14 protein-coding genes and 1 riboswitch are annotated in these 12,776 nt (G+C 43.1%); all 14 genes read right to left on the bottom strand.

Annotated features, from left to right (window positions below):
• Positions 1–23: 23 nt before the first annotated feature.
• Positions 24–1,004: an ABC transporter substrate-binding protein gene (locus NSQ29_RS10800; protein WP_060623448.1), complete on the bottom strand. Its 981-nt coding sequence runs from the start codon at positions 1,002–1,004 to the stop codon at positions 24–26.
• Positions 1,005–1,064: 60 nt separating this feature from the next.
• Positions 1,065–2,057 carry an ABC transporter permease gene (locus NSQ29_RS10795; RefSeq protein WP_340969859.1) on the bottom strand — a complete coding sequence of 331 codons (993 nt, stop codon included), beginning with the start codon at positions 2,055–2,057 and terminating at the stop codon, positions 1,065–1,067.
• Positions 2,058–2,089: 32 nt separating this feature from the next.
• The gene (locus NSQ29_RS10790; RefSeq protein WP_339796021.1) at positions 2,090–3,589 is read right to left on the bottom strand and encodes a sugar ABC transporter ATP-binding protein; all 1,500 of its coding nucleotides are present in this window, start codon (positions 3,587–3,589) and stop codon (positions 2,090–2,092) included.
• Positions 3,590–3,830: 241 nt separating this feature from the next.
• Positions 3,831–4,676 (bottom strand): class I SAM-dependent methyltransferase, encoded by an 846-nt coding sequence (locus tag NSQ29_RS10785; RefSeq protein WP_042188610.1) that lies wholly within the window; start codon positions 4,674–4,676, stop codon positions 3,831–3,833.
• A 32-nt stretch (positions 4,677–4,708) separates the two neighbouring features.
• Positions 4,709–5,623: a DMT family transporter gene (locus NSQ29_RS10780; RefSeq protein WP_179086659.1), complete on the bottom strand. Its 915-nt coding sequence runs from the start codon at positions 5,621–5,623 to the stop codon at positions 4,709–4,711.
• Positions 5,624–5,764: 141 nt separating this feature from the next.
• Positions 5,765–6,901: a zinc-dependent alcohol dehydrogenase gene (locus NSQ29_RS10775; protein ID WP_076283791.1), complete on the bottom strand. Its 1,137-nt coding sequence runs from the start codon at positions 6,899–6,901 to the stop codon at positions 5,765–5,767.
• Positions 6,902–6,982: 81 nt separating this feature from the next.
• A complete protein-coding gene (locus tag NSQ29_RS10770; protein ID WP_341125017.1) occupies positions 6,983–7,801 on the bottom strand; it encodes a VanW family protein in 819 nt (272 codons plus the stop codon).
• Positions 7,802–8,326, bottom strand: coding sequence for a cysteine hydrolase family protein (locus NSQ29_RS10765; protein ID WP_042188616.1), 525 nt, complete (start codon positions 8,324–8,326; stop codon positions 7,802–7,804). It abuts the gene before it with no gap.
• Positions 8,327–8,454: 128 nt separating this feature from the next.
• Positions 8,455–9,177, bottom strand: a complete 723-nt coding sequence (gene queE / locus NSQ29_RS10760) for a 7-carboxy-7-deazaguanine synthase QueE (protein ID WP_341125016.1) — start codon at positions 9,175–9,177, stop codon at positions 8,455–8,457.
• On the bottom strand, positions 9,170–9,652 hold the full coding sequence (locus tag NSQ29_RS10755) for a 6-pyruvoyl trahydropterin synthase family protein (RefSeq protein ID WP_076298716.1): 483 nt from the start codon (positions 9,650–9,652) through the stop codon (positions 9,170–9,172). Before NSQ29_RS10755 ends, queE begins: the two co-directional genes overlap by 8 nt.
• Positions 9,652–10,314 (bottom strand): 7-cyano-7-deazaguanine synthase QueC, encoded by a 663-nt coding sequence (gene queC, locus NSQ29_RS10750; protein WP_042188622.1) that lies wholly within the window; start codon positions 10,312–10,314, stop codon positions 9,652–9,654. Before queC ends, NSQ29_RS10755 begins: the two co-directional genes overlap by 1 nt.
• A 29-nt stretch (positions 10,315–10,343) precedes the next feature.
• Positions 10,344–10,817, bottom strand: coding sequence for a preQ(1) synthase (gene queF / locus NSQ29_RS10745; RefSeq protein WP_042193989.1), 474 nt, complete (start codon positions 10,815–10,817; stop codon positions 10,344–10,346).
• A gap of 163 nt (positions 10,818–10,980) precedes the next feature.
• Positions 10,981–11,024: riboswitch (PreQ1 riboswitch) on the bottom strand.
• 74 nt (positions 11,025–11,098) lie between these two features.
• On the bottom strand, positions 11,099–11,785 hold the full coding sequence (locus NSQ29_RS10740; RefSeq protein WP_341125015.1) for an ABC transporter permease: 687 nt from the start codon (positions 11,783–11,785) through the stop codon (positions 11,099–11,101).
• Positions 11,782–12,630, bottom strand: a complete 849-nt coding sequence (locus NSQ29_RS10735) for an ABC transporter ATP-binding protein (RefSeq protein WP_341125014.1) — start codon at positions 12,628–12,630, stop codon at positions 11,782–11,784. Before NSQ29_RS10735 ends, NSQ29_RS10740 begins: the two co-directional genes overlap by 4 nt.
• Between the last annotated feature and the right edge of the window lie 146 nt (positions 12,631–12,776).

Genomic DNA, 12,776 nt, shown 5'->3' with positions numbered 1-12,776 from the left:
GCAACCTCTATTATTAATCTCTTCTATTCGTACAGCAGAGGTTTGATCTCATCGGAATCTATATTGTTCTTATCGTACCAGTGAAACCCGGTATCAATATTCTTTTCTACGGTTTCCCCTTTAATCGCCTGCACAGCTGCCTTCACCGCTTGATACCCAATACCAATGGGGTCCTGTGTAACAGCGCCAGCTACAACACCACTACGAATAGCATCCATTAACTGTTTACCGGAGTCAAAGCCGATAACCACAATCTTACCACCCATCTGTAATTCATTTACTGCATTAGCTACTCCTACTGCAGATCCTTCGTTTGAGCCATAGATTCCTTTAAGGTCCGGATTGGCTTGCATCATCGCTTTTGCAAGATCCGTGGACTTCAACTGATCTCCGCCGCCATATTGCGGCTCTAACACTTCAATATCTGGATATTTCGCTTTCATTTGTTCTAAGAAGCCATCACGACGCTGTTGACCTGTGCTGCTTGTTTGGTCATGTACAACTAAACCTACTTTACCCTTTTTGCCGATCAACTCAGCCATTTTATCAGCTGCCAAAGCTGCTGCCGCTTTATTGTCAGTCGCTGCGGTTGCTACAGGAATATCGCTATCTACACCAGAGTCAAAGCCAATGATTGGAATATTGTTTTCCTTTGCCTTTTCCAGATATGGAATCGCTGCTTTGCTATCGAGAGCTGCTAACGCGATTGCTGCTGGTTTCTTATCTAGCGCCGTCTGCAGCATCTCAATTTGTTTATCTACCTGACTCTCATTTTCAGGTCCTTCAAACGTAATCTCGACATTAAACTCCTTGGCAGCCTTCTCGGCTCCTTGCTTCACCGCTTGCCAGAATTGATGCTGGAAGCCTTTTGAAATGACTGGGATATATGGTTTGTCTGAACCGGATGCACTCTTTTTGCTATCACTGTTGTTACAAGCACCAAGTAAGGTAGTAGCCAGTAATAAACTGGCAAGCATGATAATCCCTCTTCGACGTTGTTTCATTTAAATCTTCCCCCTCGTCATTTGCTTTGTATATCACTCCGTATGGAGATAATACCTAGTTCATTGCTTCCGTCTGCGAAGAATATCAGCATACACTGCTATGATGATTACAACACCGACAATGACTGTCCGCCATTCCTGAGCAACGGACATAATCTGTAAGCCATTCGTCAGTACACTCATAATCAGTGCACCAATAATTGTACCTAGAATAGAACCTACGCCCCCGCTTAAAGATGTGCCTCCAATGACGACAGCCGCTATAGCTTCAAGTTCATAACCAGTGCCAAGTGATGGCTGGGCTGAATTTAGACGTGATGCCATCAGGATACCAGCGATTCCGCTGAAAATCCCTGTGATGGTATAGATCACAATCTTCCATTTGACCGTATTCACACCTGATAAGCGAGTTGCTTCTTCATTGCTGCCAAGTGCAAAGTTATAGCGTCCAATAATGGTCTTCGACAAGATGATGCTTGCGATAACACCGAGCAATAAGAAGATTACGATGGTGTTAGGAATGCCTGGGATCATCTTGCCCATTGCAATCTTGGCAAAAATCGGATCATCATTGAAATAAATCGGCTTGGCACCCGTTATGACAAGTGATAATCCTTTAGTGACCATCATAATCGCCAGAGTAGCAATGAAAGGAGGAATATTCATTTTCGCCACCATTAAACCACTTATAAAACCGCATAGTGCACCAGCTAGAATCCCGCCTACAATTCCGAGTGGAACAGGTAGGCCCCAGAATGTAATGATGACGCCAACCATCACCGAGGAGAAGGTCATCACAGTACCCAAAGCAAGGTCGATCCCACCCGTAATAATTACAAAGGTGGCACCCAGCGCTAATACTCCAATTACAGCTGTCGAGACGAGGATTCCAACTAGGTTAGAAAACTGAAAAAAGTTACTTGATGCTACGGAAAATACGATGACCAGAATGATCAAACTTGCGAATGCTAATAATTTTTGTTTAAACCCTGATTGCGCCCCGCTTTGCTTAGAGCTGATAGGCTGGCTAGTCCCTTTATCTGCAATCTTCATGACCCTGACACCTCCGATAAACTCTTGAACGATTATGAACGCATCGTCGCATATTTCATTATCGCTTCTTGCGATGCTTCTTCTGCGAGTAGTTCACCAGTTATACGTCCTTCACACATGACAATAATGCGATGGCTCATTCTTAGAATCTCTGGGAGATCTGAAGAGACTATAATGATCGCTTTTCCCTCACCTGCTAGCTGATCAAGCAACTTATAGATCTCACTTTTCGCTCCTACATCAATACCACGTGTGGGCTCGTCGAAGATCAACACATCGCAATCTCTCGTTAACCATTTCCCGATAACTACTTTTTGCTGATTCCCACCGGATAAAAATTTGACTTTTTGACTTACACTTGGAGTCTTGGTTGCTAGTGCTTCCGCATGCTGCTCCGCGGACTTTCGCATCTCCCGATCCCTCATCCATCCGAATGCATTACGGAATTTATAGAAGGAAGCAATCGCATTATTCATGCTAATGTCCATATCTACAAGCAGCCCGTAGCGTTTGCGATCTTCGGACAAATAGCCAATTCCATGCTGCACTGCTTGGTGAGGCTGTTTTATACGAACCGTATTTCCATGCAGCTTAATCTCACCCTTATCGATAGGATCAGCCCCAAATACGGCACGAACAACCTCAGTACGTCCAGCGCCCATTAATCCAGCGAAGCCCAGAATCTCACCTTTATTCAGATGAAAGCTGATATCCTTCAACATTTGCCCACTGGATAAGTTTCGAACCTCTAGTACGACTTGCTCTGTCTGTAACGAATGTGTTGGCTTCGACGTTTGATACAGTTCACGACCAACCATCATGCTAATAATCTGATCAATAGTTATTGAATCCGTCCGAACAGTATCCACGTAACAACCATCCCGCATGACTGTAATGCGGTCTGTGATCCGTTTCAACTCATCCATGCGGTGAGAGATGTATATAATACCTACACCTTTTTCTCGTAATTGCTCGATCATACGGAATAACTCGTTAATTTCCGTATCTGTCAACGCTGCAGTTGGTTCATCCATGATCAGTACCTCCGCATTGAAGGACAAAGCTTTGGCGATTTCAACCATTTGCTGATTAGCAACTGTCAGATCTGAGACCAAAGTCTTCGGATCTAGTTTTAGATTCATCTGATCAAACAGTTCCTGCACCTTACGATTTAGCTCCAGATCATCAACGAACCATTTCAGCGCCTTGCGCGGCTCACGACCAATAAATATATTTTGGGCCACTGTAAGATGCGGCATTAGATTCAGTTCCTGATGAATGATACTAATCCCGAGTTCCTGCGCAGCGCGAGTATTAGCAATCTCCACCTCAGATCCCTTGTACCACATCTGACCCGCATCCTTGGAATAGACTCCTGTTGCAATCTTCATTAAGGTAGACTTTCCTGCGCCATTTTCACCGACTAAGGCATGCACTTCCCCACGCTTCAGCTCAAATTGACATTGATTCAATGCATGAACACCAGGAAAAAATTTATCAATCCCCGCCATTCGTAGTAATACTTCGTCCATTTCATATCCACCTCAAATCCTTTATGATTGCCTTTTTGTAAAGTAATCGCTTTCAAATGTTGAATGTAAAATTATTGTATTACCTATAAGTTTCCAATGTAATGGAATATTCTCCGTAAAAAAGTTTAAAATTTTATGTTTTGAAGCAAGCAAAAAAGACTACACCGTCCTTTTACGGACGAAGTAGCCTTTAGATCAGCTCATATGTGTATAACAGTTGTGATCCTTACATTCGAATAGCCTACAGGTTCTGACCCTTTCCTGCCACCAAGGTGAATGTCTTTGGTATTCCTTTATCATAAACATCCGAGGATAGATTGGGTTCTTCGATCAATTGGCGGATCACAAGCCCGGAACTGGCAGCAGCTGTTACAATTTCTCCAAGCGTCCAGCGGCGCCAATATACAACGCTATGTTCCTGTTCGTCTATTGGTTTGCCTGTGGAAGGCAAATACTTAGAGTACGAGACCTTTTTTTCTTCCAATGTCGTATCGAAATAGTCCCCGCTAACTTTGTGCTTACGAACCTTCGCTGTAGAACCCTTAGAGGATATAAGCTTAGTTGTCACAGGATGGAAATCACGTAGAACAAAAATCCCACCAGGAGAAAGTAAATGGCGGACGGTTTCCATAAACGGTGCTAGGTCGGTAAAGTAGTGTACAATTCCTAATTCAGCAAATACGATATCATATGAACCATCAAGCACGTGATCTGGCAGCTTAAGAACATCTGATACGATATAGTTAAGCTGAACACCTGCTTCTTGTGCGAGATCAGCTGCATAACGCGCATTAGCTTCTGAGAAGTCAGCAACAGTAAGGTCCGCTCCAAGTAATGACAGCGCGACTGCTTTCATTCCGTTTGATCCCATGAGATTCATCATCTTTTTACCCTGTACATCTCCAAAATAAGAAGAGAGCGGGTACAGCTTTGCACTTGGTTCCTTAATTAACTTGGCTGCAGCCTCAGACGGTGTACCAAATCGAGCAACCCAAGCTGTGTACGTGTCTTCGTTCCATAGTTCCTCACTCGTTGGCGCAGTGCCTTTTCCAGGATGTAGTTCTAAATTTTGATCTTGTTCTTCCATACCTTGCGACCCCTTTATGATTAAAATATCTGTTATGAAGCATTCTGAATGGCATCTGCCACCTGAATCGTTTTCTTTCTTCCAGCGTACAAATATACACCCAGTCCAAACATAACCAAAAGTCCACCTGCCCATTGTAGCGCAGTTAATTGTTCACCTAATAGCAGATAAGCAAGGATACTAGCCCCCACTGGTTCTCCTAAGATGTTCATAGATACCGTAGTTGCGGATACATACTGAAGCAGCCAATTAAATAAAATATGACCAAACACCGTAGGAACAACTGCTAGCAATAGGAAAATCCCCCACTCATTCGCAGGATAATTAAAAAAGGAAATCCCCATGAACAGATTGTAAATGGCAAACACACCAGCCGCTGATAAGAAGACTATCAAGCTGTACAGGTATGAGGGCATGCGCACTACAAGCTTTTGACCGATAAGCATATGCACAGCTACCGCTACTGTTCCTCCAACCGATAACAAATCACCTTTAAGATTATCTGCAGAGATACCAATATCGCCCCAACCGATAAACACTACTCCGCCAATAGCAATACTCAGCCCCAGAATAGCAGACACAGCCGTTTTTTCCTTATACAAAAAATAAACGCCCAGCATAATAAACACTGGCTCCAGCGCCATGATCATCGTTGAACTAGCTACCGAAGTATACTTCAAAGAGCCCATCCAAAGCAAAAAATGTAGAGCTAGCATAGTGCCTGAGAGCACAAGCATGATCCAGTCTTTTTTACGAAGAGCAAACGCTGCTCCGCTGTATGGTCTTGCAAAAGGCAACATCAGCAGCGAGGTGAACAACAGCCGATACATTCCTTGTATAGATGCTGGCGCTGCTGACCACTTAATAAAAATGGCGGAAAAAGAGATGGCCACAATCCCAATCAACATTAAAATCGGAATAGGAAGTGGCGGTTTTTTAAGCTTCACATGGTACGCGTCCTTTCACTATCTTAAGTCACTTATGTTAATTTAACGCAGACCGTGAAAAAATGCATCTATTTTCATTAGATTTCACTAAAAAAAGCATAAGCAATGTCATTTCTGACGAGAGCTCATGCTTCTTAAAGGCTAAGGTTTCAGAACCACCTTGATGCAATCCTCTTTTTTCTCACTAAAAATGTCATAGCCATGCTCCGCTTTGCTGATAGGCAAGCGATGTGTAATGATATCTGTGGGATCAAATTTATTCTCTTTAATCATCTTATAAAGCAAAGGCATATAGTGAATCACTGGAGCCTGTCCCATTTTTAAAGTAATGTTGCGTTCAAATAGATGACCCAAAGGGAACATATTGTAATTAAGCCCATAAACTCCTACAAGCTGAATAGTTCCGAATTTACGTACGATATCCGAGGCCATTCTAAATGCACTGAGTGAGCCTCCCTGTAGCTTCAGAGTGGTTTCCACTTTCTCCAAAGCAGATATTTTGGCATCCAAACCTACACAGTCAATAACTACATCTGCGCCCCCATGTGTTATCTCCTTCAAATGAGCTTCAATATCCTTAATCTCTTCAAAGTTGTAAATTTCGACATTATTGGTCAGCTTCGCATGCTGCAGACGGTAGCCAATATGATCAACTGCAATTACTCTTGAGGCGCCTTTGATCCAGGCAAACTTCTGAGTAAGCAGACCAACAGGCCCGCAACCGAGAACAATGACTGTATCCCCTGGCTTCACTCCGCCGCTTTCTACTCCCCACCAAGCAGTAGGCACAATATCAGATAAGAAAAGAATTTTCTCATCTTCCATTTCTGCATCCTCAGGAACGACAAAAGGGCCGAAATTACCATAAGGAACCCGCAGTAATTCGGCTTGCCCTCCTGCAAAGCCCCCATAAGTATCGGAATAACCCAGATATCCGCCTGTATCCTTGGCGTCATTAGCATTGTCGCATTGACTCTCCATCTCATGCTGGCAGAAGTAGCACTGACCACAAGCTACATTAAAGGGAATAATGATCCGGTCGCCTTTCTTGACTTTAGTTACGTCTGGACCGGTCTCCTCAACAATCCCCATGGGCTCATGACCAATAACATAGTCATCATGCATACCTGGAATTTCACCGTTAAAAATGTGCAGATCTGAGCCACAAATCGCTGTAGAAGTAATTCGAACGATAATGTCATCCTTTTTCTCAATCTTCGGATCAGCAACCTCTTTAACTTTCACTTTCTTCTTCCCTTGGTAGGTTAATGCTTTCATGCTGTTAATCCGCTCCTTTGAGTATAGCATAGGATAGAACGATAACGTGTCTACTATGTTATAACCCATTACCTTATCCTCTTATCCATGAAGAAGCGGAGAATACATCATAAGCGCATAGTTATCCGTTACAGCTTCATCTCCAACTAGGTCGCCGGTACGTGTGAATATTTTTCGACTGATCTTATTGCTACGAATATATCCGCCCCATGGTTCTAGGCTTATCCAATGATCACTTTCGTACACTTCATATTTATAAAGGGACTGCTCATCGCATCTCCATTCCCCATGCAAATGGCTGTCATCCAGCCAGAGCTTTAATTGATACGTTTGATTCGTGTTATTCTTCACTTGAAGATCCAAATAATTATAAGAACAGGTGGCCCCGCTTCCAAATGGCTGTGTGCGCTGTTCATCTGGAAATACATCATAGCTGTGCCGATGCCGTTCTGTAACCGTAAGAGGTGTATGCAGTGTCATCCAGTAGATCAGATTGGACAACTGGCACAGTCCCCCGCCGACTCCAGAATGGAAGCCACCATAATGCAGCACCATCCCGTCCAGATACCCTTTTCGCTTACTGGGCTTACCAATGCTTCTCCAATAGGAAAAAGTCTCACCCGGGCGCACCAAGAGCCCATCCATTTTCGCTATCGCCAGACGTAAATTGGTTATTTTATTGTATTGAAGCACCATATCTACATTCCGTAGACTTCTTAATAACGGTGTAGCATGAGTCATCACTTCATTAGATAAAATTTCACTAGTGCGCTGCTTCGCCACCTTGCTGCGGCTAGTGCACCATTTCAAATATCTTTTCCAAATAAAATATCGCTTTCCGGCAAACAGTCTAAGTCGAGAACGCTGAATAGGTTTCATGGCAGCCTGAGGTGTATTCATCTAGAACTGAACCTCGCTTTCAGCTCGTAACTGGGCGAATCTCCCTCCGATTACCGCATTATGATGCTTAACGATCTCACTACTATTCAGAACCCCATTATCAAAGGTGCTATGAGCATCTTGGACGAGAACACTCTTATACCCCATACTGTATGCGCGTCTTATTGTCGTATCTAGGCAGAACTCACTTTGCATCCCACAAATCACCAGATTCGTGATCCCCAGCTTCTGTAGCTCCTCTTGCAGTTCGGTTCGGTGAAAAGCATCCCAAGTAGGCTTCTCCACAATAACTTCGCCTTCCTGCGGTGTGATGCGGTGACTGATCTGCCATGTGGGCGTACCTTTTGTATATTCCTCATCTTCGGTGTGTTGAATATAAACTATTGGAGTACCTGCAACCCTAGCTTTGTTCTGAAGGGAAATAATTCTCTCCATTACACCCTCTTCATCGTACAGCTTTTGATCAGGATAAGAGAACATAGCTTCTTGAACATCGATAATTAATAGTGCAGTTGAATTTCCCATTAAGTACCTCCTACAACTTTTATGAAAATCATACCAGATTATGGGACATTCTATCTACAAATTTCAAGGCTTAAATCAATAAAAAAAGGGCATCTGCTGAGCAGACACCCGTTACATTTAAATACTTTTTACTTGCCACGTTTATTATGCCAGATCAATGCATGCAGCTGTGGAAGGACACGTACTCTATTCATCTCAGAGTCTACGATTACTTTATTAAACAACCATTCCAGCCTTCCCAAAAGTCGAGCAGAAATGTCGCCTTCTTCAGTGACATCATCATTCCCAGGCTGCAGAAAGAGCTGCACATTTGGATATCGCTGGTGAATGTCTTTTGCATAATTAAAGTCCTTATCATCAAACACAACGACTTTAAGACTGTGCGTAGAGCGGCCCAGATTCTCCATCTTACTCATGATGTTATCTAGTATTTCCCAATTCGTCGTCATCCCTGAGCTTGGCGGCTTCGGACTAATGGTCAGCACATCCACGTTATTGAACCATTCCTGCCATTTACTGCCCTGAGTTTCTATAGCGGCTTGTATCCCTCGCTCATGTAGCAGGTTAATAAAAGAGCCCAGCCCATCACCAATCAAAGCAGGATTTCCGCCTGAAATCGTAACACAGTCGAAATTATCTCCAGCTATAGCTAAAAGTTCATTCATAATTTCATCCGAGGTCATCATTCGAACCTTATCCTTAGCAGTACCATCCCAAGTAAAAGCAGAATCACACCAGCCACAGCGATAATCGCAGCCATAGGTACGGACAAACATCGTCTTCACTCCAATTACCGCACCTTCGCCTTGAATAGTTGGACCGAACATTTCAATTACAGGAATCTTACTCACAGTCACAGCCTCCATATAAACGGTAGGATGGCCCTTCATCCGGAACATCTTCAGCCAGCACCTCTGCCCAGGAGGTTGGAGTCTCCCATAGCTTTACCGAGTACAAAGGCAACCCTGCTTGCTTAAGCTTGTAGGCAATATATGAAGACATATTTTCAACTGTGGTGCGGAAAGACAACAAAGCTACTTTGGAACCCGTATTCGTTAACGTCTCTAACACAGGTTCGTTTCCCATAGCGAGAAAAGCGTGATCTAGACGGTCTACAAGGCTTTGTTGCACAGTCGTCTTGATATCACTGAAGTCAATAACAAACCCTTCGTCTGAATGGCCTTCCGTAGCCTCTGGTTTGCCCTTAAGCACTACTTCGAGCTTATAAGTATGTCCATGCAGATTGCTACATTTCCCTTTGTGACCAATTAATTGATGCGCCGCATCAAACGTAAATATTTTGCAGACTGAAACCTCGTTAAGCATTAAGATCCGGCCTCCATTCTCTCCGCCTCATATTGCTCAAGACCACGCTGACGCAACAGACAGGCTGGACAAGTACCGCAGCCACTGCCAATAATACCGTTGTAACAGGTCAATGTGTGTTCGCGAACATAATCAAAATAACCCAGTTCATCGGCCATTTTCCACGTTTCTTTTTTATCCAGCCACATCAATGGAGTGTGTATCGCAAACTCATAGTCCATAGATAAATTCAGCGTAACATTCAATGATTTCACAAATACATCACGGCAGTCCGGATACCCGCTAAAGTCCGTTTGGCAGACACCAGTGACGATATGGGAGTAACCCAATTGTTTAGCTAATATTGCGGAAAAAGACAAAAATAACAGATTCCGTCCGTCAACAAATGTACTAGGAAGCTCATCACCTTCGCCAGCAACGATATCAATATCCTGGCGGGTTAGTGCATTTGGTGCCAGCTGATTAAGCAGCCCAAGATCAAGGATATGCTGTTTTACATTAAACTTAGCTGCTATTTCTGTAGCAACTTCGATTTCAGCCGCATGACGCTGATTATAATTAAAGGTAACTACCTGCACTTCCTCAAACTGCTTCAATGCCCAAACCAGGCAAGTGGTGCTATCTTGTCCGCCGCTAAATACGACGAGTGCTTTTTTGTTCATCTTAATCTCTCCTTATCAACTTGTTGGGATTAGCGGTTATCCACTTTTTCTGGATAGAGGTCGTGATTCATTAAGCGGTGCTCCGCCATCGCCTCATACTTCGTACCCGGTCTTCCATAGTTGCAATAAGGATCAATAGATATTCCTCCACGCGGAGTGAACTTGCCCCATACCTCAATGTATCGTGGGTCCATCAGTGAGATCAGATCATTCATAATAATGTTGACGCAGTCCTCATGAAAGTCACCGTGGTTACGGAAACTAAACAGATACAGCTTTAATGATTTAGATTCCACCATTTTCTGTTCAGGAATATACGAAATATACAGTGTGGCAAAATCCGGCTGACCTGTAACAGGACATAAGCTAGTAAACTCAGGGCAGTTGAATTTAACAAAATAATCACGCCCTGGATGCTTGTTATCAAACACCTCAAGAATAGCTGGATCATAACCAAACTTGTACTGCGTTCCCTGATTACCAAGTAAAGTGACTTCTTGCATTTCCTCTTTCAATCTTCCTTCTGACACGACAAAAAACCCCTCTCTTTTCCTTCGGCCTTGGCCGGTAATGGAAAGAAGAACGAGATTTCGAAAACTTTGCTCCACTAAGAAGAAACGGAAGCAACGTCCGGGTTAAGGACTGCATCCGCTTATAAGATTTAATATACTCTTAGTTTTTTATAGAGGGAGTTCGCGAACCTCTCCTGCACAATCCGTGCAGACTTCTTCTTCATGCATATTGCGTCTTGAACTATACCATGGTAATTTGCTTCTGACAAGTTCTACGCTTTGCCCGTCTTCCAAATCCAGAGCGAAAGCACCACAATCCACAAGAGCAAAAGCAGGCTTTCTAGGAGCAATACTCCTTCTCCATTTAGAATACTGTTCAAATTCTGGACGATTTCAATACTTGGCAGAATTACAAAGATCGGATAGGTCCACTCTGGAAGAGCGACGTACACAGAAGCTACTAAGAAAAAAACGACCATAAATGCGGAGCAAATGGCTGAACCATTTTTGGAGGAACTTACCTTTAAACCAATGATAATTCCAACTTGCACAAAGATAATTCCACCCAATAACATATACATTAAGGAAGGGAGTAAATCCATTGTCAAACCTTGATTTAGTACATAAACAATCAGCTGTGATAACAAAGAAAAAACAAGAACAGATCCAGCTTTCGCTGTAATAATCTGGCCTCTGCTTAGCGGAGTAATCAACAGCGCATCATAAGTCTTACTCTCCCGCTCCTCAATTAATCCTGGGCCGGTAATCATGATCCCAACCATCACTTGCGCAAATAATATCCATGTAGAAAGAAGCATGAAGTCCAAACCGCTCTTGTCCACTACAGTGATGATGATTTTAGCCATAAATATAGGCAAAATTATTAGAATTACAGTCGCAGGATTACGCAGTATATCCTTACTTTCATGTTTAAACAGCTTCCATATCTGATAACTCAACTTAGCTCACTTCCCGTCAGGGCAGCGAATACATCTGCCAGCGAAGCTTCTTTACTGTGCATACTTAGAATTTGATTCGTAGACATTAGCTGATAGATATGATCTTTAGTAGCTTCTTCTGCAATCGGCCAGGATTTCATAACCACTTTCCCATCCTGCTGATATTTAACTTCAATTTCTGGTTTACCATAAATGGTCTTAAGTCTATGCGGTTCATCGAGTGCCACCAAAGCACCAGCGTGCATGATGCCCACTCTATCGCTTAATGCCTCGGCTTCGTGCATATCATGCGTCGTTAAGACGATGGTTGTGCCTTCTTCTTGAATTCTCTTGACGTGATTACGTATGAGTGAAGCTGAATTTGGATCTAACCCACTTGTAGGCTCATCTAAAAACAACACTTGAGGCTTATGTAATAATGCTCTGGCGATTAGAACACGCTGCTTCCAGCCTTTGGATAAGCTGCTTACTTTAGCTTTTTCCTTATCTAACAGCTGGAGGGTTTCCATGACTTCATTCACTCGATTTCCTGCTACCCTATACAGATCAGCGAACAGCTCCAGATTATTTCGAATAGAACTACGCATGTATAGGTTCGGAAGCTCGAAAACAACACCAATTTGAGCATGGATTTCTTTTTTATGACGTGAAATATTCATGCCATTAATTAAAATCTCTCCACTTGTAGACTGAAGTAGCCCTGTCATCATGCGCATCGTTGTAGTCTTCCCTGCACCATTGGGACCTAGAAATCCAAAGACCTCACCTTTCTCCACCGTGAAAGTAATTCGATCAACTGCACACCTCTCCTGATAATATTTTGAGACCTCAGTTAGCTGAATCAATAACACTCCCCCCTTTTTAGAATAGTTAACTTTCTTCTATCCTTATTCTGGTTGTAGAGGATTATCTCTGTTGTTGCTATTCTGTAACATTCGCTATTCCTTAGTACCTTCCTTTGTTCAAATCCGCTCAGATGTGGCAAAAATAA

The organism is Paenibacillus sp. FSL F4-0236 (assembly GCF_038000135.1).
In the GTDB taxonomy this organism is placed as follows: Bacteria; Bacillota; Bacilli; order Paenibacillales; family Paenibacillaceae; genus Paenibacillus_AQ.
This window is presented reverse-complemented; position numbering and strand designations above follow the sequence as displayed.